Raw genomic sequence first — 20,735 nt, forward strand, 5'->3', positions numbered from 1 at the left:
GTTTTTAACTCTATAACAATATATTTAAACAGAATTTTTGGATTGATAACGCATGACTAATAACTCTAATAACGTTAAGCAATTAACAGCCTTCGAACCTAGCCGATCTTTGGTAAGCAAAGCGGTTAATAAAGCCCTGCCGCTTGTGTTAATTTCGCCATTATTACTGAGCCCTTCAATGAGCTTTGCAGCGCAGGTTACCCCAAACCCTAATGATGCAGGTAATACGATAACCATTAACACTACCGATGTTAGTAATGACGTCGCGTTTGAAAACTCTGGCACTATACAAGTTAACACTTCCGGCTTATTAACCAACAATGCCACACTGAAAAACCATGTTGGCGGCACCCTTAGTCTCAGCGGAGGTGGACGATACATACAGGGGAAACACAATGCTTTAACTAATGTAGGCACCCTTGAGAATAGTGGCAATATTGAGCTTACTGCATACCAAAACTTTTTATCAAACCAAGGGGTTATCAATAATGAAGCAGGTGGGGTAATAAGGCTATTTGATAGTGATAGTCAATATAATAATAACCTTAGAATAAATAATGAAAGTAACGGGGTGTTAAATAACAAAGCTGGCGCAACTATTACTTTAGAAAGCTTGGGGGCTAACAAATACCTCATCAATGAGGGGGTGGTTAATAATGATGGCACTATCAGCATAGGGGACTTTGCTAACTTTTATAACTCAGGACAGTTTTATAACAATGCTGGCGCAAGCTTAACGGTAAACGGCGTGAGAGATGATAACAAGGTAGGCGTGCTGACTAATAACGGTGATGCCTCGCTATCAAAATGGCGAAACTCTTACAAACTTGCACAAACCATCCAAAATAGCGGTACCCTTACTTTAGAGAAATTATCACTAACTCGGCCACTTACAAATCTCAATGGCGGCACATTAACCACTCAAGGAAACGGCAGCACTTCGGTTATTCTTACTGATGATAACCCTAATGCAGGACGCCTATATAATAGCGGCACTTGGAATCACCTATCGGCTCAGTCGCTTAAAAATGAGGTAGCGATCCAAAATAACATTGATGGCATTATCAATTTATCTGGCTATTTAAATAATGTTGGCACTTTTAGCAATGCAGGTACTTTAACACTCGCTTCGGGCAGTGATTTTTATGGCTCAGGGACATTCGAACAAACCAGTGGTAGTACGATGTTAAATAGTCAGTTGGCTGCGGATGGTGGCATTACTTTTACTGGCGGTACATTAACTGGCGATGGTAGGGTAATTCTAGCGGAAAATATTTTACACATAAAAGAGCAGGCCGAAGTTAATCCTGGAATTAGTGTCGGCACTCTTTCTGTTACAGGTGATGTCTCTTTCAACGGGCAATTAACCATAGAACTGGACTCAAAGGAGCAAGGAAGTTTTGATGAGTTTGCTGTCACTGGTGATATTGCCTTCGGCGTTGCAAGTGATGTGATTTTTGACTTTAATTTTATAGTAGCTAGTGAGTTTGCTATTGATTTTGTCACTGCTAGCGGCTTTATTGACGTCCCAAATCTAAACTATACCGTTCAAGGCTTATCAAGTGGTTACGCTGTAATCGTTAATGATTTTGGGACCCGTTTACAACTTCAAGTTGCTATTGATAGTGATGGTGATCAAATCGCAGATCTAATTGACGACGATGATGATAATGATGGTTACAGCGATGTTGATGAAATAGCCAATGGCACCTCAATAACTGATGCTAACAGTGTTCCTAGTGATAATGATGGTGATTTCATCTCAGATTTAATGGATGACGATGACGATAATGATGGTTATTCTGACATTGAAGAAGCTGGTAACACAGCACCAGTTATTACAGAGCAATCTCCTATCGATTTTACTATTGATGAAGATAACTCTCCAACTGCATTCGCGCTTACTTTAAATGCAACAGATGTCGATGTAGATACCTTATCTTGGTCAGTATTATCTCAAGCAACTAATGGTATAGCGTCAGCATCTGGTAACGGTAATAGCACAGCAATAAACTACCAGCCAAATGACAATTTTTTTGGTAATGACAGCTTTGTTGTGCAGGTTAGTGATAGCACAGGTGGCTTTGAACAAATAACGGTAGATGTAACCATCAATCCTATTAATGACTTACCAACGGGGAGCTTACGCTTAAATATAGGCGGCCCACATGGTGATGATGTTTACGAAGGAAGGACTCTTGATACAAACGCACGCTGGTTAGCTGATGCCGATGGTTTGGGTGACGTTACTTTGATATGGCGTCGCAACGGAACAACAGAAGTTGGTCAAGGTGAAGAATACCTTGTGAAAATGGCGGATATAGGTGCAACCTTGACGGTTGAAGCACAATATACTGACGGCGCAGGTTTTAATGAAGTGGTGGTTTCGAGTGCTACGCCGAATGTTACTAATAGCCCTACTGGTGACTATGATAACGATGGTTTGTGGAACCAAGAAGAAACGGATTTAGGCACAGATATCAATACCCCTGACTCTGATGATGATGGTATAAATGATAGTAATGATACTTATCCGCTAATTCCCCTTGAAGGCTTAACAGATACCGACGGTGATGGTATTCCTGATAACTGCGATCAAGCTTGCCTTGACTTAGGCATGGCTCAAGATATTTATCCACTAGGTGTTATCTATGTAAACGATGACTCAAGTTGTGATGCAGTACATGAAACTTGTGGTGATTCTTGGGTTAATCCTTTCCCTTATTTACAAGATGCCTTAGCGGCTGCGACCACTAATACACAAGTATGGGTGGCAGAGGGTATTTATTATCCTGATGAAAACCAAGCGGGTAATTTGCAAGATGATGTAGCAGCAGCTTTTGTTGTTAAGCAAAATATTCAGCTACTTGGTGGCTTTGCTGACGATGGCAGCGCCACCCAAAAAGCAGATGCCAACCCAGAGCAATTTACTACCGTATTAAGTGCAGATATTGATGGTAACGATATTGTTAATGGCAATGGTGTTACGGTGAGCTATCAAGATCTCAAAGGAAGCAACGCCAATATCTTGGTCAAAGATAATAGCCATATGAATCACTTTGTCTTATCCGGTTTCACTGTGACTGGTGTGAGCGGTAATGATGTTGACGATTACCAAGCAGATTCAGCAATATCCATGACACATAGTGGTGCAGAAATTAGCTTTATTAAAGCCTTTGGTAATGTCAGTCAATATGGCTCGGTGCTTTCGGCAAACTATAATCGCAACTGTACCCTTGATGTTCGCAATGTTTATGCAGCAAATAACTCTACGACAAGTGAAGCCATTATTGGCAGCTATGATAGTTTCTGCCAGCAGACAAGCTTTACCAACATTACACTTGAGCATAATCATGGTTATAACGGCGCATTTTATATTTACAGCCACCGTAATGATCTTGTTTTCGATAGCGTATCTGTTTTAAATGAGGATACAGATCAAAGTGATTATGGCTGGGCAATTTATTCTGCCGTTGAATATGGCTCTGGTGAAGCGCTTATTAAAAATTCGACCTTCTTCCGCGTGGGCGGTGTAGAACATGAATACAGTAATGTAACTCTTGAAAACTCTACCTTTATTGAAACGCAATCACCATTTTATGCATCAGTAGACCAAGGAAAAAACGTATCAGTTAGTGGTTCAACCTTTGTAAATAATACGTCTAAAACGTGGAGTGGTGGTGTTCATGTTGGTGGTGGTGATGTAACGCTGTTTGGTAATTTATTTATTGGCAATAGTACAGTATCACAAACAGGTGCTGATAACGTTTATGTGAGATCTGGGCGTCAAGTTATTGATGCGGGCTTTAACTTATTGTCAGAATTAAACTCAACTAATGGCGGTTTTTCTAACCCTGATGGAGATAATGTATTTGATTACTTTAATTCTGGTACTAGTTTTGTAAATTCAGACCCTATTGCTTCAGTTATTAGCACGACTTTAGCTGACAACGGTGGTGCAACGTTAACATTACTGCCTGCCTATGGCGGTGCTGCAGTAGATGTAATGCCTGAAGCTGAATGTCAATCTGGGCAAGACCAACGTGGTATCGTTCGCGTTGTTAATGGCTCATGTGATATTGGTGCGGTTGAACTAATAGAAAGTGATTACTTAGATACCGACGGTGACGGAATTATTAATAAAACCGACTTAGATGATGATAACGACGGTTACCCTGATTTAAGCGATGATTTTCCACTTGAGAGTACTGAATGGTTAGATACAGATTCAGATGGAACCGGTAACAATACGGATACTGATGATGATAATGATGGTGTTTTGGATATTTCGGATCTCTTCCCATTGGATAGTACAGAATCAGTAGATACCGATGATGATGGATTTGGTAACAATGCTGATACCGATGATGATAATGACGGTATTGTTGACGGAGATGATTCTGCGCCTTTAGATGACGCAGTTGGTGATAACCAAGCACCATTGATTGCTGATGTAGCGTCTTTAACTATAGAAGCGACAGGGGAGTTAACTGTTGTTGAATTGGTTGCTCCTGAAGTAACAGATAATAATCTCAATACCCCAAGTATAGTGTCTGATTTAGTTGACGAGTTACCGCTTGGCGAGCATGTTATCACTTGGATCGCAACTGATTATATCGGGAATCAAAGCACTGCTGAGCAGTTAGTAAGCATTGTTGATACCACCGCTCCTGTGTTTAATGCTTTTGATATATTAACCCTTGATGCTCAAGGGCGTTTAACAGACATCTTAGGGGTCATTAATGTTATTGCCTTTGATGTAGTGGATGGTGAGTTGTCAGCTGAGCTTGTTGGTGAAGCCAAGATTGTTTCAGGACGTCATGAGGTAGAATTGAGTGCTGCTGATTTATCAGGAAATGGCGTGACTACAATGTTAATCGTTGATGTTTTACCGCAGGCGAGTGTAATAGGTAAAAGCAATATTGAAGCGGGCAGCTCATATAATATTGAGGTTACCTTAAGTGGTGAAGCGCCAAGTTATCCAGTGGACGTGCTTTATAATATCTCCCTTAATGACGAGGTATATGACGAGGGTTGGGTAACTATCTCGTCAGGTACAAGAGGAGGGATAGCGATAGATCTCGCCGTTGATTTATCATTGACAGATAATGTATTCATAAATCTAGAAGCAGCCAATAACGCCTTTATCGCAGAGGCCAGTCAAACCCAGTTAGTTGTTATTGAAGATAACGTTGCGCCAATGCTCGATGTAGTGCTTAGGCAAAATAATGAGCGTGTTAGCGTTATCGATCCAGACAATGGTGTTGTGACGTTAACGGCAAGAGTAGGTGATGTTAATCAAGGTGATATTCATGATATTACTTGGTTGGTAATGGATGATGCATTTACTGACCAAGCTCTTGATGGAGATATTTTAACTTTTGACATCGAGCCAAGTACACTTGAGGAGGGGGTGTACTCAATTGAGGTCACAGCAATAGAAAATAATACCCTAGATGCACTTTCGGTAAGTCAATCTATTCAATTTGTTGTAGAGCAGTTATCTCAACTAAGCTCCGAAAGTGATAGCGATAGTGATGGCATTGCTGATAGCGAAGAAGGCTATAGCGACACCGACGGAGATGGCATTGCTGATTACCTAGATGATGACAGCAATACCACACGCTTACCGAGTAGCGACAACACTGAACCACTACAAACGACGCTAGGGCTTACTATTTCGCTTGGCTCAATTACATCATCACAAGGGGCAATCGCACAAAATGCCAGCCTAACTGTAGAGCAACTTATCGACTTGGTTGATGAGTATGCGGCAGATGTCATTGATAAGAATTTTGTACTGACAACGCCATTATATAACTTCAACATTGCTGGGCTAGCTGAACCAGGTGATTCGATAGCTGTGGTAATTCCACTTGAAAAGGAGACGACGCTTCCTGCTGGCGCGGTGTATCGTAAATACAATACACAGCAAGGTTGGTACACCTTTGTTGAAGATGAAAGTAACCAAGTGAGCTCAGCATTAGCAGATGAAAATGGTAATTGCCCTGCAGCAAACGATGCAAGCTTTACCCTAGGCTTAGCGCAAGGTGATAACTGTATTCAATTAGTGATTGAAGATGGTGGTCCTAATGATGCTGACTTTACGGTTAATGGCTCTGTTGAAGACCCAGGTGCGGTAATGGTTGATAAAGTAAATACTGCTCCTGTAGTTAACATTGATAGCCATGAAGCCAGTTTTGATGAAGGCAGTCAAATAACAATTACAGCGCAAGGAAGTGATCCTGAAAATGATTTGCTGAGCTACCAATGGCTCCAGTTGTCTGGACCTACAGTTGTGTTTGATGATGCGACAGCAGCGCAGGTGAATATTACCTTACCGTCAGTAGATAATAATGAACTTATTGAGTTACAGGTAATAGTTTCTGATGGAGACTTAACCTCAAAGTCTACCAGTGAGATAACCATAACTAATGTGGAGGACGTTACACCTGCACCATTACCAGTAGTTGCAGAAAGCGAAAGTAGTGGAGGTGGTAGCTTTAACTACTTCATTCTAATTATTATGCTAATGGTAAGGGGGCAACGCAGAAGGTTGCCTTAAGTAACACTTAATACTAACAATCATTAACATACCCATCATGATTTTATGCTGGGTATTTTTTTGTAAATTCAATTTCGCCATTAAACCTCTTACTAATAACGTAGTTGCCATATTTTATATGGATAGCAGGCGCTTATTGAAAGTAAAACGTTAAATAGAGTTGCTGTTATGAAATGGCCCACCCGACAGGAGTCGATTATGGCTCTGCGTGGTAGAGTGAGTAGGGGTTTGGTCGTTTCCTTGAGTATCTTGGGGTGCAATAAGGGGTGTAAATAAGAGAAGTATCCTTCGTAATTTTAGCGGTTGTTTAGTGTAAGATAAAAAAGTTTTTTAGGCCTCAAAACATGCCTTTTTAGTGCGATTTTGTGCGAAATGGAACAAAACTAGTTTTTTGATGCATTCAACTGCTAAAGCTAAAGCTAAAGCTAAGTATAAGAAGTTTTATTTTTCGAAAAGTTTTTTATGTGACCACCCCGTTCACTGACACCTTATACTTCTAGGACTTTTGTATTTCATTCTTAAGGGGCCTCAGTTTGGTGAAATGGCACATAAACATTAGCGCTTCTTTGTTAGCAAACTGATTTGTCGTAGTGCATCCCGTTAGGTAAGTGTCTAACTACAACGCCGTTGTTGATAATCAATCCGTCTGTTATGTAACCTGTGTACGCACCGTATGCGTTTTTACCGTTGAGCGTAGCGCATACTAGAAAGCCATGCACGGTTGGCTTAAACAGCTGCGGAATTGATCTTCTGCCTATAAGTCTAATACTTACCCATTTAGCTGAGTCCGGATCTCTCAACGTTGCGTGATAGTAATCTTTAACCACGCTCTCGTAATTGTTCGGATAAGTGCCGAAATCGCGTTTGCTTGAAGTGGTAGCACAGCCTGATAAGGTAGCTGTCAGAGCAAGTCCGATTATGATTTTTTTCATTTTAGTTCCTATGAATTATTGTTATTGTTTAGATAACCTTAATATTATTTCCTTTAAGATCAAATACATTGCTAATGCATGAAATCTTTATTGCCCATAATGATAAGTTTTGATTTTCTCGCTCCTCTATTAGCTATCAATGTACTTAGCTTCCCACTCTTCGAATGTTTTTGGCTTTGAACGCATTCGTCGTTCTTCGTGGACCTGTATGGCTTTCTGATAGGCTTTATCATTATCGATGAGAAATGCCTTGTTTTCTTTGATAAAGGCCCTGTAATCGCGTTCTTGAACTTTGGCTAATTTGTTTAACGCCGGCGTTGAAAAGAAAGATTTACTACCGAAGTGTTTCTGGTTGATGTCTTTTGCATAATAACTTGCAGCGATGATGTCTATGGGGTGAACAGTATCAGCAACCGTCATGTAGTTTTGAAATTTTACGTTGGTAAACTCATGTAGTGCTTTTGTGAGTTTCTCTTTGAGGTGTGCATCTAAGGCCGCTACGATATGTATGTGATACCGCGAATTCTTAGATCCTTTTTCAAGTACAGACCATAATAGTATGTCGTTCGGTAATCGGGTAATAGCTTTTCTTAGCAGTTCCTTAATGACTGTTGATTTGTTAGTTGCTGATTCACAAGCTCGTGAGAGTAATTTCTCAGGTATTTTTGCAGTTAGTTGTACTAATTGTTTATTGTTGTCGCTACACGATTTAATGAGAGCTCCTTGTGTCCATAGCAAGCTGAAATTTAAGTGAAACGATGGGTAAATTTCGATGCTTTTGTATATTTCTCTTCGTGGGATCGAAACATATTTCTTTAATACTTTTTCGACGGTTAATGCAGGGGTGTTTATGGTCTTATTTGTGTTGAAATCTTGTATATATTGATAGGTAAAGGGAGCAACACAAAACCGAGCAAAATCTACCTTTGCTGTATGTTTTGCTATACGTGGGTTTAAGGGCATTTTATGGGTCTTTTGTTTTAGCTATTTTTGTCCGCAAATGTCACTTTTGAATTTGCACTTATCTGTTCTAAAATACGGGTAGGGCTAGAGGTGTTTTCTAGCCCATTTTTTCAAAGGAGAATTAGTGAAATAACTTTACAAACGGTTGTGCCGCAATATGGTTTAATTTCACCGCTTCAGCGACTTGCTTTATGTCTTCCGCATTGTAGAAAACTTTGCCCCCCCTTGTTTGTGTTGGAATGATACCGATTGCCTTAAAGGACTTCCCTCTTCTGTTGTCCTGCAACTTATAAGTCCAGTTCTCCATCTTCCCGTGAGTAGCGAGAAAATGTGCGGCGTGCGTTGTTGATACAGTAAATGTTTTTGTCATTATCGCGTGCCTCCTATGATGTCTAATTCGTCACATGGGAAGTATTGAAAGCCTATCTTTGCAGCCTCTTTAAAACTTCCCATTTGGTCGATTTCTCTTAAGTACTTACTTATAGTTGGAATTGACTCCAGCTCTTTACTTACTTCTTCACCAATCGCACCTCGCATTGCAAATAACAACCAAGCGAGACCCCTCATATATAGGTTCACAAAGGAATTACCGTCGTTCGCTTGAACAAGCAGCTCGACTTGCTTTTCAAAAGTGCTTTTGATTTGTTGTGAAGAAAAACAATCTAATCCCCAGAAAACAGATAAAACTGGTTCAGCTAGGACTGCGTCCATATCCTCTTGAGAAAATATATAAACATTTTTAGTGTTTTTCATGACTGAACCTCCTTACAACCTTCGAGCCAGTTGTTCAGGTCGGATTGCAAAAACCGAGTTGAATTGCCGATGCGAATTTTACGGGCGAAGTCACCCTTCTCGATTAGTCTGTATAGCTTGCTTTTACTCACCAAAAGGTAAGTGCACGCTTCTTGTACAGTTAGTAATGGACTTGATATGTCTTGCTGTTCTGTGCATTTTGACACTTGACGCTCCTCATTGAATTTAATTGCTACCCTGTGTAGCTAATTGGGATAGTAAGCAATGTTTCAATAGGAAAGCAAGAGTTTAAATCGTTGATTTACAAGCTTTATTTCCATGTTCTAGTTTATAGTGAACTAGTTTATAGTGCACTATAAACTAGTAAGTGGGATTGTTTTCTTATTAATGTGAAGTGAGGCGATAAGAGTAAAGAGATGTATTTACTTTTTACCCATTTACTACACTTAATTTATTACCCGAAGTTGCTAAGCTCATATTACCTGTTGCAGCTTGTGTGATGTGTTGTGACCAGTAAGCCATTAGAATGCGTCTGCGCTCTAAATAGGTTGTCCTGTTGTATGTAGCTCTAACTCCTTGAGCTATATGCGCTAATGCCATTTCTATAACGTCAAAATCGTGCCCTTGTTCATTTAATGTGGTGCTGGCGATTGTACGTAAACCGTGCGCGCATAAGCGACCTTTAAAGCCCATTCTAATTAGCCCTTTGTTCGCTGTTTCGTTGCTAACATGACCGCTCTTACTTACCTTTGATGGGAACAAAAACTCTGACTTGCTGCTTGTCTTTTTGATCACTTCAAGTAGTGCTATAGTTTCGTCGGATAGCGGTACAATGTGAGTATGTTTTTTCTTCATACGCCAATCTGGAATTGTCCAAGTCTTATTGTCTAAGTCGATTTCTTCCCATCTAGCTCCAGCTGCTTCTCGTGGCCTAACCATTGTGTGTAGTTGCCATTCAATTAAGCAGCGTGTTTGATATGTTACTTGTGACTTAGTTAATGCCTTCATCAATTCTGGTAGCTCGTGGGGTTTTAATGCTGGCACACTGGTAACTGTAGGGGCTTCGAACGCTTTACTGATACCTGCAAGCCTATTGCTTTCTATAACGCCGGTATTAACCGCGAATGTCAGTATGTTGTTGATACGTTGGCAAAGCTTTTTAACTGATTCTAAGCGCCCTGCATTCGCCAGCGGTTTAAGAACGTCAATAGTTGCGGATGCAGTTAACTTGTTGATCGGTGTGTTGCCTAATTCAGGGAAGATGTAATTCTCTAAGCCGTTCCAAGCGTCTCTTGCTGTCTTTTGAGATATTTTAGTCTTGTAAACATTAAACCAGTTCTGAGCGATTAGACGGAAAGTATTGTTAAGTGCTTCTAAGCTATCTCGCTTTTGTTCTTCTCTATGGTCTTTGGGGTCAATCTCTTGTGCTATCAGTTCGCGAGCATCTTGACGTAGGATTCTTGCAGCGGCAAGGCTAACTTCCGGATAAGTACCAAAGCTGACATTAGAGCGTTTCTTTGTGAATGGTTTGGTATATGTGAATCTCCAAGACTTAGATCCATTTGGTCTTACCCTTAACACTAAGCCTCCGCCATCGAACAGTGCATATTCTTTTTCTTGCGGTTTTGTGGTTTTAACTTTGATGTCCGATAAAGGAGTTGTTGTGTTAGCCATTGCTACCCTTAATTGTTGTTATTTGTTCGTGGGGTGCAATAAGGGTACTAATAAATCTGGGTTCGTTCAATACTAAAACAATAAAATATATACTGAATGATACAGGAGGGTCTTATACTTAGAGGGCTGCAGAGTGTCAGGCTGTGTCATTGTGAATCGTTTCTTTAAGGAAATGGCCCACCCGACAGGAGTCGAACCTGTGACCTCGCCCTCCGGAGGGGCGCGCTCTATCCAGCTGAGCTACGGGTGGTTTAGCTAACAAACTTCAATGAAAAATTAGTAAAGCATGTTATTAACGCCATTCTATAGAGCCTCTGGCTTGTGTCAACCAATCATCTTTATAGCCAATACCAATTGCTCGATAATCACACAAAAAGTCCTTTTTACTTGTTCTAAGTTGCTCTTACTTAATGCAAATAAGGTTAATTGAACTATTATTAAACTCAGTGTTTAATATTTGAACAGATTTTGATTCAATAATAATAATTGAGTATCAAATGGAATTTCTCGGACTGATTGGTTATGGCATTGCAGCTATAGCTTATCTAGTGTTTTTCTTATTGTTAATGGTAGCAAGGCAAAAAACCTTTGCTAGCCAGTTAGTGATCTATGCCTGCTTAACTACTTTATTATCTGTTGCTGTTTGTGCGCTGCAAGTTTATCAATCATTCTCCCTACAACTTACCTTTATTTTTGAGGCGATTAAAATTGCCTTTTGGTCTTTACTATTTATAAGCGTTAATACCGGCTTACAATCATTTGGCCAGTTTATTGCCAACCAGCAAGTTAAAAAATACCTACTGATCTGGCTTGGATTATCAGTGTTTGGTGCTTTTAGTGTTTGGGTATTGCAGAAGTATGAATGGCTGTTTATTGTTTTATTAGCATTGAATTTATTCGCTTTAGTGAATTTAGAACAAGTATTTAGAAACCATCAACAACAGTTAAGGTGGGCACTTTGGCCCTTAACGATTGGTTTAGGCTGCTTATTTATTTTTGATTTTGTTATGTACTCGCAAGCATCAATGATTAACCGTTTAGATTTTGATTTTTGGTATGCCCGCGGCTTTATCGCTGCCGCGGTTATGCCGTTATTGCTGCTAAGCTCCAAGCGCTTAAAAGACTGTAGCCCTGATTTATTTATTTCCAGAGACGTAGTTTTTTACAGCAGCATGATCGTTTTTAGTGGTATTTACTTATTAATTCTGGCTTTTTCAGGCTATTTAATTAGATACATCGGCGGCCAATGGAGTGATATGCTCAGTACTGTATTTATGGTGTTAGGGCTATTAGCGTTGGTTGGATTGCTTATTGCTAATAGCTTACGGGCAAAAATTAAAGTATTCATTGGTAAGCATTTTTTTGCTAACAAATATGATTATCGAGTTGAGTGGCTAAAATTAATTGCCGCGATTGAAAAGGATGACTCAAACAATTTATGTGTCAGTGCGTGTAAAGCGATGGGGGAATGCTTACAGGTAAATTATTGTGCCTTTATCAAAGTTAATGGCAGTGAGCTAAATATAATTTATCAGGGTGAGTTAAACCTGAGCGAGCAAGTGCTAAGCCAATTAAAAGCAATTCATAAATATAGTGAAAAACAGCAATGGATTATCGATGTTCGAGAATATGAACGTTACCCACAGCGCTATCCAAATTTAATTATTGAATCTGCTTTACTGTTAAACAGTCATATTGATTTGATTGTACCCACTTATAGCCAACAACAACTTACAGGATACTTTGTACTGCCTGGACCACAAGAAAAACCTATGCTCAATTGGGAAGATCGTGATTTTTTGTTTGCAGTGTCTAAGCAATTGGGTAATTACCTGTCATTGCAAAATGCCCAAGTTAAACTTGCTGAAAGTCAGCAGTTTTCGGTGTTTCATCGTATGTCAGCATTTGTACTGCATGACTTAAAAAATATTCAAGCACAACTGTCACTTATTACAAAAAATGCTAATCAACATCAGCACAATCCAGAATTTGTTGCCGATGTTTTTAGCACCGTAGAGTCTGCCAGTGAACGATTAAACAAAGTAGTAGTACAGCTAAGAAAAAAAGGTAAAGAAGCTCCTAAAGATAATAAAACAGAAATAAATGTAGGTGAACTAATTAGCAAATCCGTAGATATTTGCAATCAAGACAACCCTCAGGTTATCTGTAGTTGTGACGAAAAAGTACTGATTTTGGTAGAGCAAGAGCGATTATTAAATGTCTTTATTCACTTAATTCAAAATGCTCAACAAGCTTGCAAACACGATGGGTGGGTTAAAGTTAATGGCAATATTGGTATTAATGGTCTAATCATTACTATTGAGGATAATGGTCAAGGTATGAGTAGCGAATTTATTAACGAACAATTATTCAAACCATTTAGTACGACCAAAGGCAATGCCGGTATGGGCATAGGGGTTTTTGAGGCAAAGCAATTTATAGAAGAGATGCATGGTCAAATAAGTGTAGAAAGTACTGTTGGCAAAGGCAGCTTGTTTACCATTAAATTGCCGTTGGGCGAAGTTAGCAAGGAAAGTGAGTAAAGCGATGGAAAAATTACTTATTGTTGATGATGATTTAGGCATTCAAAAACAATTAAAATGGAGTTTATCTCAGTATGCTGTGTTGTTAGCTGGTGATAGAGAGCAGGCGGTATCAAATTTACGTATGCATGAACCTAAAGTCGTATTGTTAGACTTAGGTTTACCCCCAGATGCTGCTAATGCAACCGAGGGTTTAAAAGCTTTAGAGCAAATTTTAGCATTGTCACCTTTTACCAAGATAATCGTGATAACCGGAAATGATGAGCATCAAGTGGCGTTGGATGCGATCGCAAAAGGTGCTTACGATTTTTATCAAAAGCCGTTAGATGGTGATGTGATAAACGTGATTGTCGAACGTGCATTCAGCTTAGCGAAGATTGAATCTGAAAACCGAGAGATTCGAGAATTAGGCGGAGTTGATAGTGGTATTATTGGTAATAGCGTAGTAATGGATAAGTTACGTAATATGGTAAAACGTATTGCGCCAACTGAGATTAGTGCATTACTGTTAGGTGAAAGTGGTACCGGTAAAGAGGTTGTTGCTAATGCCATACATCAGCAAAGTAACCGTAGTAAAAAGCCGTTTATTGCCATTAATTGTGCGTCTATTCCTGAAACATTGCTTGAAAGTGAATTATTTGGTTTTGAGAAAGGCGCATTTACCGGCGCCCATAAAATGACCAAGGGCAAGATTGAAATGGCCGAATCGGGCACCTTATTTCTTGATGAAATAGGTGATATGCCAATTAATTTACAAGCTAAATTGTTACGTTTTTTACAAGAACGAGTGATAGAGCGAATTGGTGGTAGGCAAGAGTTACCAGTAGATGTACGGGTAATATGTGCGACTAATCAAAATTTACAACAAATGGTCGAAGAAAAAAGCTTTAGAGAAGATTTATTTTATCGAATAAGTGAAATGGTGATCCCGATTGCCCCACTAAAAGACAGAGACTTTGACGTACTCATTTTAGCGCAATATTTCCTATTACAATATGGCAAAGACTATAACGTTAAAGTAAAAGGCTTTAGCGACAACGCCGTTGCTGCTTTAAAATCACATCCTTGGCCTGGCAACATTCGTGAATTGCAAAACAAAATAAAATCGGCAGTGATTATGGCAGCTACCGCACAAATTACCTGTGACGATTTAGGTTTTGTTGAAGATTCAGATAATGTATCGCTTGCCGAGTTTAATTTACGCAGCGTGCGAGAAAAGGCTGAATCAAAAGCCGTTGAACAAGCCTTTGCATTAGCTGAAGGCAATATGAGTAAAACCGCAGAATTGTTAGGTATCACTAGACCTACTTTATATGGACTGGTTGATAAATATGGTTTGCAATTAAAAACACTGGAAGGTGATTGATTTTATTCAGTTATTAATTGTCGTCTTTTGAGCTATCAAACTGAGATAATGTGAGATTTTTTTGTTTTAACAACTTGTCTAAATATCGGTTCATTTTTATTTTTTGATCTATATTTTCTTGTAAATAATCATCCACTTTTTGCAATGAGCTATACAAGGCATCGTGATTATTGGTCGGATTTAAATTATGACTAACTTGTGTTTTAACCGATTCATGTTGTTGATTATGTTCCGATAGTGAGGCGCTTAATTCATCCGCCATTTCATCAATCACTATTTGTACTTCGTTGCTGGTGAAATGAGTTAAGTCATTTAAAAAACCGTACAATAAAATCCTGTCGACAAGTAAGTTTATTTTTCTAGGTACACCTTTAGTAATCTGTTGAATTTGTATAAAACACTCTTGATCGAAGATCTCGGCATTTTCTATCTCCGCCGATGTAAGCCTATGGACTACGTATTGCTCAATTTCTTTAACCGTTAATGGTTGCAAATGACATGAAGCAATTATACGTTGACGAAATTGCTCTAACTCTGGACTTAAAATAATTCCCTTAAGCTCTTCTTGGCCTAATAAAAAGCTTTGCAGTAACGGTTTACTGTCACTTTGAAAGTTAGACAGCATACGTAACTCTTCAACGCTATCCAAGGGTAAATTCTGAGCTTCATCAACCAGCAATAGTGCTCTCATACCTTGTAACTTTAAGGTCATTAAATGCTCTTCAATGGCTTGCAATAAATGTGCTTTTGCTGGCGAAATAGGTGTTAAACCAAATTCTTTAGTAATGACTAAGAGCAAATCTTCAGGTGATAGTTTACTGGTCACTATTTGAACAGCATGAATTTTTGATGCATCTAAATTGCTTAACAAGCTTTGTGCAAGAGTGGTTTTGCCAGTTCCAACAGGGCCGGTAATAACAATAAAGCCTTCACCTTGCTCTAAGCCGTATTCAAGGTAAGAAAGCGCTTGTTTATGTTTGTTTGATGCATAGAAAAATCTAGGATCAGGACTTAACTGAAAAGGTTTTAAGGTTAGGCCATAATGTTGTTCGTACATATTAAAATTCTTTTATTACCTGCATTGACGCACGATTTTCTTTATAACTATAGCCAAAACGGTTGGAATTGCGATTTAAGTGTTGTGTAGAAAAGGTGACGCTGAGGGTGCGATTTAATTGTTTTTGCCAATTAATGTTGTAAACACGGTAATAGTCCAATTGCTCAAACGTAAACGGGTTATTTTGATCAAGACTGTTCTTATTGAATGAGAATCGAAGGTTTAATTCTGAGGTTCTACTCATTAATCGAGTAATTGAGAAGCTAGCAAAATCGTAGGTGTCATAATCTTCAATCTCTAGGTTTTCTCTTTTCGTCTTTCGTAAGCTTAACTGATAGGTCATGCGACTTAGAGCTAACGTTGAAGTGAAATTGAATGTTTGATTGAGGTTAAATGAGTTGGATTCTTGCAATTCAAGGTCGGAATAAAAGCCGGCAAAGGTGAAATTAGTTAAGTCTATATTTTCATTCGGGGAAAAAATACAGTTACCAATTTCTACGGCAGCTCCAGTAATACACCAAACATCTTGCACATTAACCGGTACTAATTCTTGGCGATCAAATAAATCTAAGGTTTCACTGTAGGAAAGTGTAGTGGTTAATCGTTTAGTTCTATGACTATAATTAAATTGATAAGCATCGCCAAAAAATCGTTGATAATACTTTGCAAAAAAGCTTGTACGAGCCGATGGTTGCCAATTAATTGAACCGCTAACATAGTCATCTTGTTCATCAGATACTTTACCTACAGCATCACTTTTATCATCAACAGAGTTATATGCTACATCTAAAATCAAATGCTCAGATGCTAGCCAACGAATACCTGCACCAATGGAAGATGTTCCTTGTATTTTGCTATCTCTAAGGTTACCACTTGTATCCTCTTCATAAAGTCGAATAAATGGATTTAATTTCCAATTAGTAATGTAACCCATGGTTGCATCAACCGTGTAAAATCGGCCTTTGCGTTTGTTATTTTCATAATCGGTATACTGACTATCTAAATTCCAAAACACATACCGAGAATTACTGCCACTTTCACTTTTGATAAATGCATTATAACCATCTCTGTCGCCAACTTCATCTTCGGCTTCATCAATAATAAAAGATATTTCAGCATCAATCTTGAAACTTGAAGACTCAGTTAGGTATGAAAATCCAGCTTGGTAGTTTTTGTATTCAACGGTATCTGCAGATACTAAATCGGCTAGTGAATTACGAGCAGTATTTTGACTTACATTACTAATAGAGGCTGAAAAATTAAAAGCTAAACCATCTGGCCATAAGCTCATTGAACCTGACGAAGTGAGAGTGTTGTAATTATCGTCTAAATCGTGATCATGGGTATATAATGTTTGAGTAAATGTATAATCAAGTTCCCAGTTAGCTTTGCCAGATTGGTATTGAACATTAATGCCAGGGGATAATAATGAGACAAAACTGTTATCTGCATTACCAGGAACAAGCTCAACATTGTCAGTAAATATTTCTTTAAAATCTAAGCGAGATTGAACCCGCCAATCACTTGCATAGCTTGGAAGAATGAACAGCGTACAAACAATAAAAAAACAACTTTTATTCAGCTGCTCTTTTACCATATCCGTAACCGTAGTAGCCATACATTTCCTTTTGTGAATAATATGCTTTGTTTAATACTATGCCCTTAGCTATTTTATCGTTTAATAACCCGCTTGCTTGGTTTACATCATTAATACTAGTTTTGCCTTCCTCAACCGTGATCAGTGCTTGCCCCATTAAATGTGCCAACACCGGTGTTTCGTTAACCCCTAGCAGTGGTGGAGAGTCGAAAATTACAATTCTGTCAGGGTATCTTGTAGATAATTCGGTGGCTAATGTTGTCATTCTTTCACTGGCGAGCAATTCATTAGATAGATGATGCGGAGTTCCTGCCGGAATTATTTTTAAATTATCTATATTGGAGTGATAGATAATGCTTGAGACATCTTCGATGTCACCTAACAAATACTCAATTAAGCCTCTATGAGGTTGGAGTCCAAATTCTTTTAAGATACTTGGTTTTAATACATCAGCATCTACTAGTAACACTGTTTTGTCTTGTTCTGAAGCGATGCTTAATGCCAAATTTATAGAAACAAATGTTTTGCCTTCGTTTGCTTTAGCACTGGTGATCATAACCAAATTTGGGTGTTCTAAGGTTTTAGATACAGCACCAAAGGCATTATTGATTAGTTTGCGTTTAATTTGTCTGAACTCTTCCCTTAACACGTTGTGCGGACTGTTTTTCTGAATATCAATAAAGTCATTTTTTGTTAGTCTATCTTGATTAATAGTGAGAAAATTCTCATCTTTATTGTGTGTTGGTTCAACAGCTTGTGGGATCTCTATGGCAACTTGGTCAACTGTGTTTTCTTCTTCTGTGGCGTGAGTAATATCAGGCTCTTGCAACAGTTTTTTACTGGCTTTTTCTGCCGCTAATTTTTTTGCTAATGCTTGTTCAATTGTCGACATAATTAAAAAATCCTTTTTAATTGTGGTTGCATAAGTTCTGGCATTAAGAAATAACCAATTAACATTAGTAATATGACCAGTAAAATGAAATTTGAGGTAATGAAAAGGCGGGTTCGTTTCTTATTGATATGCGCTAAATGCAATTTTTCAGCTGCGCCAACTACCCCAAATATCGGTAATGAGGTTTCTCTACTCAGTTGCGAAGCTGATACTACGATAGGGTTAATTTTTAAATTTAAATAGGCAAGGCCGCCACCAACGAGAATGCTAATAATAAAAACAGCGAAGAAAAATAAAATTCGATATGGCCCTGAAGGATGTAAAGGGGCCCTAGGGGGATCTATTACTCTAAATTGTATTTTGTCGGATGTTGCATTGGCTTGTCTGGCCAATGAAGCGGTTTCTCGTCTTTCCAGTAATTCTTCAAAGTTATTTTTGTTTATTTCATAATCTCGATTAAGCGCGACCATTTCAGCTTCTACTTCTGGTAGCACATGAATTTTTGCATTTAAACCATTTACTTGTTGTTGATAATCATTTGATCTTACTGTCAGAGACGCAACTTCATTTTCTAGCTGATTTATTTGTATTTTCATTGCTTGATATACTGGGCTTTTATTGGCGGAATTTGTACTTTGACCCGAGTCTGAGTTAGAACCACTATAGTAATTTTCTATTTCTTTGCGTCTTAACTTTTTTAGTTCGATTAAACGGCGGTTTACTTCTCTAACATCAGGGTGTTTTTCGGTATAACTTATGAGTAAGTTATCGAGGTTTGCTTGCAAAGTGAGTATACTTTCATCGAAAGTAGTGGTGATCTCATCGTTTTCTATAACATTGTCTGAATAGTTACTCGACATGCTATTTTCTTTATTTAGTTGCGCTCTGGCAGAATTTAGCCGGGTTTGAGTTTCAAGCTTTTGCAAATTCGTTGCTTTTAATAAGCGTTTGGCGTTATCTAAAGCGGCGTAGAAACTATTGGAATCACTCGGCATGATACCACTGTATTTTTGTTTGAATTCAGTGAGTTTCTTCTCCGCAATTAGTAATCGTTGTTCATAGTCATCAATTTGTTGCTGTAAAAATTGTTGAGCAGTATCAGTATCGCTTCGAGTTTCGCCAAGGGTATTTTCGATAAAAACTGTTAATGCGGCTTGAACAATATTTTTAGCTAAAATAGGGCTTTTTTCTTCAGTGGATAGGGTATATATATTCTCTCTGCCGACACTTTCAATTACTATATTCTCTTTTAATTTTTCTATCAGTTGATCAAATTCGTTATTGTCTTTTGCTTGTAAATCTAAATCAGTCATTCGGGCAATGCGTTCTAGATTAGGTCTACTTAATAGGGTTTTTATCATTAAACGAATTTGTATATTTGGATCTGTTTCAACCATCAAGCCTTTCATTAATGGTCGAAGTAGTGACTGGGTATCTACATATACCCGAGCTGATGCTTCATATTGATCTGGCAGTTGTACTACACCGAACCAGCCAGCAGGACAAATAAGCCAAGTAGAAATAATGATGAAGTGTTTCTTTGCCCACACTCCAAGCACTGCTTCTTTTAACTTTTCTAATTGCTCATACATTGTGATGATTCTTTTTTATTGTTAGAAAATAGGAGAAAAAAATTAGAACCATGCTTCAGGGATTACAATAATATCACCCGGCAATACGTCAATATTCGCTTTGATATTTCCTGACTTGATTAAATCTTCAATAAAGAGCTGATATTGCTTTTGTTTGCCATTTTCAATACGAACTAAAACTGCATCATTGCCATCTGCAAATTCTGTTAGACCGCCCACAGCTATCATCACATCCAGCAGTGTCATATTTTTGCCATAGCTTACTGCTCGTGGTTGCGCAGCTTCGCCGATAACTCGAATTTGTTCACTATAAGGACCAATAAAGTTGCTAATCGTAACAGTAACAATTGGCTCTCTAAGGTAGGTGGCTAAACGTTCTTCAATGGCTCTGGCTAATTGAGTCGGTGTTTTACCTGAGGCAGGGATATCTTCAACTAAAGATGTTGTTATTTTGCCATCGGGTCTTACCACAAAACTGCCAGATACTTCTGGATTTCGCCATACAAAAATATTTAACTGATCGCCAGGACCAATAAGATAGTTATATGAAGCTGCGGTATCCGTTTTTGCTGGATATATAGTTGCTGTAGGCAAGGCTTGTTGAGAACTACATCCATTTAAAAAGACAATACAAACAAGAGTCAATATAAGAGATTTTAGGGACAGATATCCTTTCGTCATAGTTAAATACCTATATAGATGAATTTTTGTTTCTATATAAATAGATTAGTCGAAGACAGAATTTTTGCACAAAAAACAACCAAAATAACGTGCTATTTATAGGTGTAGTCTATTATTAAA

General features: G+C 38.4%; 14 protein-coding genes and 1 tRNA gene. 3 read left to right on the forward strand and 12 right to left on the reverse strand.

Annotation, left to right across the window (positions count from 1 at the left end; all coding sequences use genetic code 11):
• Positions 1-52: 52 nt before the first annotated feature.
• Positions 53-6,565: an Ig-like domain-containing protein gene (locus RGQ13_RS00670; protein ID WP_348391636.1), complete on the forward strand. Its 6,513-nt coding sequence runs from the start codon at positions 53-55 to the stop codon at positions 6,563-6,565.
• Positions 6,566-7,134: 569 nt separating this feature from the next.
• On the opposite strand, the gene RGQ13_RS00675 is transcribed toward RGQ13_RS00670, so the two are convergent.
• The 7 genes from RGQ13_RS00675 to RGQ13_RS00700 all read right to left on the reverse strand — a co-directional run bounded on the left by RGQ13_RS00675 (position 7,135) and on the right by RGQ13_RS00700 (position 11,137).
• Positions 7,135-7,497, reverse strand: coding sequence for a lipoprotein (locus RGQ13_RS00675; protein ID WP_348391637.1), 363 nt, complete (start codon positions 7,495-7,497; stop codon positions 7,135-7,137).
• A gap of 129 nt (positions 7,498-7,626) precedes the next feature.
• The gene (locus RGQ13_RS00680) at positions 7,627-8,460 is read right to left on the reverse strand and encodes a hypothetical protein (RefSeq protein ID WP_348391638.1); all 834 of its coding nucleotides are present in this window, start codon (positions 8,458-8,460) and stop codon (positions 7,627-7,629) included.
• 121 nt (positions 8,461-8,581) lie between these two features.
• Positions 8,582-8,830: a hypothetical protein gene (locus tag RGQ13_RS00685; protein WP_348391639.1), complete on the reverse strand. Its 249-nt coding sequence runs from the start codon at positions 8,828-8,830 to the stop codon at positions 8,582-8,584.
• Positions 8,830-9,213, reverse strand: coding sequence for a hypothetical protein (locus RGQ13_RS00690; protein WP_348391640.1), 384 nt, complete (start codon positions 9,211-9,213; stop codon positions 8,830-8,832). The genes RGQ13_RS00685 and RGQ13_RS00690 overlap by 1 nt, the downstream gene beginning before the upstream one ends.
• Positions 9,210-9,419 (reverse strand): helix-turn-helix transcriptional regulator, encoded by a 210-nt coding sequence (locus RGQ13_RS20130; RefSeq protein ID WP_405054147.1) that lies wholly within the window; start codon positions 9,417-9,419, stop codon positions 9,210-9,212. The genes RGQ13_RS00690 and RGQ13_RS20130 overlap by 4 nt, the downstream gene beginning before the upstream one ends.
• A 223-nt stretch (positions 9,420-9,642) precedes the next feature.
• The gene (locus RGQ13_RS00695; RefSeq protein WP_348391641.1) at positions 9,643-10,887 is read right to left on the reverse strand and encodes an integrase domain-containing protein; all 1,245 of its coding nucleotides are present in this window, start codon (positions 10,885-10,887) and stop codon (positions 9,643-9,645) included.
• A 173-nt stretch (positions 10,888-11,060) separates the two neighbouring features.
• A tRNA-Arg gene (locus RGQ13_RS00700) sits at positions 11,061-11,137 on the reverse strand.
• A 247-nt stretch (positions 11,138-11,384) separates the two neighbouring features.
• Between RGQ13_RS00700 and prsK the strand changes: the two genes are divergently transcribed.
• Both prsK and prsR read left to right on the forward strand, forming a co-directional pair.
• On the forward strand, positions 11,385-13,430 hold the full coding sequence (gene prsK, locus RGQ13_RS00705) for an XrtA/PEP-CTERM system histidine kinase PrsK (protein ID WP_348391642.1): 2,046 nt from the start codon (positions 11,385-11,387) through the stop codon (positions 13,428-13,430).
• Positions 13,431-13,434: 4 nt separating this feature from the next.
• A complete protein-coding gene (gene prsR, locus RGQ13_RS00710; protein ID WP_348391643.1) occupies positions 13,435-14,796 on the forward strand; it encodes a PEP-CTERM-box response regulator transcription factor in 1,362 nt (453 codons plus the stop codon).
• Between the two features lie 13 nt (positions 14,797-14,809).
• On the opposite strand, the gene RGQ13_RS00715 is transcribed toward prsR, so the two are convergent.
• Genes RGQ13_RS00715 through RGQ13_RS00735 form a run of 5 tightly spaced genes read right to left on the reverse strand, consistent with a single transcriptional unit; the run spans position 14,810 to position 20,615 of the window.
• Complete coding sequence (locus RGQ13_RS00715) at positions 14,810-15,853, reverse strand: XrtA/PEP-CTERM system-associated ATPase (RefSeq protein ID WP_348391644.1); 1,044 nt, start codon at positions 15,851-15,853, stop codon at positions 14,810-14,812.
• A 1-nt stretch (position 15,854) separates the two neighbouring features.
• A complete protein-coding gene (locus RGQ13_RS00720; RefSeq protein ID WP_348391645.1) occupies positions 15,855-17,471 on the reverse strand; it encodes a TIGR03016 family PEP-CTERM system-associated outer membrane protein in 1,617 nt (538 codons plus the stop codon).
• The gene (locus tag RGQ13_RS00725) at positions 17,428-18,342 is read right to left on the reverse strand and encodes an XrtA-associated tyrosine autokinase (protein ID WP_348391646.1); all 915 of its coding nucleotides are present in this window, start codon (positions 18,340-18,342) and stop codon (positions 17,428-17,430) included. Before RGQ13_RS00725 ends, RGQ13_RS00720 begins: the two co-directional genes overlap by 44 nt.
• A 2-nt stretch (positions 18,343-18,344) precedes the next feature.
• Complete coding sequence (locus RGQ13_RS00730; protein ID WP_348391647.1) at positions 18,345-19,934, reverse strand: XrtA system polysaccharide chain length determinant; 1,590 nt, start codon at positions 19,932-19,934, stop codon at positions 18,345-18,347.
• A gap of 42 nt (positions 19,935-19,976) precedes the next feature.
• Entirely contained in the window at positions 19,977-20,615 is a 639-nt protein-coding gene (locus RGQ13_RS00735; RefSeq protein WP_348391648.1) for an XrtA/PEP-CTERM system exopolysaccharide export protein, read from the reverse strand.
• Positions 20,616-20,735 lie beyond the last annotated feature (120 nt).

The sequence above is a fragment of the Thalassotalea psychrophila genome, from assembly GCF_031583595.1.
Taxonomy (GTDB): domain Bacteria; phylum Pseudomonadota; class Gammaproteobacteria; order Enterobacterales; family Alteromonadaceae; genus Thalassotalea_A; species Thalassotalea_A psychrophila.

Bases quoted from the DNA above. Each gene is read 5' to 3' on its own strand.
- RGQ13_RS00670 (WP_348391636.1), top strand. From the start codon at position 53: ATGACTAATAACTCTAATAACGTTAAGCAATTAACAGCCTTCGAACCT.
- RGQ13_RS00675 (WP_348391637.1), bottom strand. From the start codon at position 7,497: ATGAAAAAAATCATAATCGGACTTGCTCTGACAGCTACCTTATCAGGC.
- RGQ13_RS00680 (WP_348391638.1), bottom strand. From the start codon at position 8,460: ATGCCCTTAAACCCACGTATAGCAAAACATACAGCAAAGGTAGATTTT.
- RGQ13_RS00685 (WP_348391639.1), bottom strand. From the start codon at position 8,830: ATGACAAAAACATTTACTGTATCAACAACGCACGCCGCACATTTTCTC.
- RGQ13_RS00690 (WP_348391640.1), bottom strand. From the start codon at position 9,213: ATGAAAAACACTAAAAATGTTTATATATTTTCTCAAGAGGATATGGAC.
- RGQ13_RS00695 (WP_348391641.1), bottom strand. From the start codon at position 10,887: ATGGCTAACACAACAACTCCTTTATCGGACATCAAAGTTAAAACCACA.
- prsK (WP_348391642.1), top strand. From the start codon at position 11,385: ATGGAATTTCTCGGACTGATTGGTTATGGCATTGCAGCTATAGCTTAT.
- prsR (WP_348391643.1), top strand. From the start codon at position 13,435: ATGGAAAAATTACTTATTGTTGATGATGATTTAGGCATTCAAAAACAA.
- RGQ13_RS00715 (WP_348391644.1), bottom strand. From the start codon at position 15,853: ATGTACGAACAACATTATGGCCTAACCTTAAAACCTTTTCAGTTAAGT.
- RGQ13_RS00720 (WP_348391645.1), bottom strand. From the start codon at position 17,471: ATGGCTACTACGGTTACGGATATGGTAAAAGAGCAGCTGAATAAAAGT.
- RGQ13_RS00725 (WP_348391646.1), bottom strand. From the start codon at position 18,342: ATGTCGACAATTGAACAAGCATTAGCAAAAAAATTAGCGGCAGAAAAA.
- RGQ13_RS00730 (WP_348391647.1), bottom strand. From the start codon at position 19,934: ATGTATGAGCAATTAGAAAAGTTAAAAGAAGCAGTGCTTGGAGTGTGG.
- RGQ13_RS00735 (WP_348391648.1), bottom strand. From the start codon at position 20,615: ATGACGAAAGGATATCTGTCCCTAAAATCTCTTATATTGACTCTTGTT.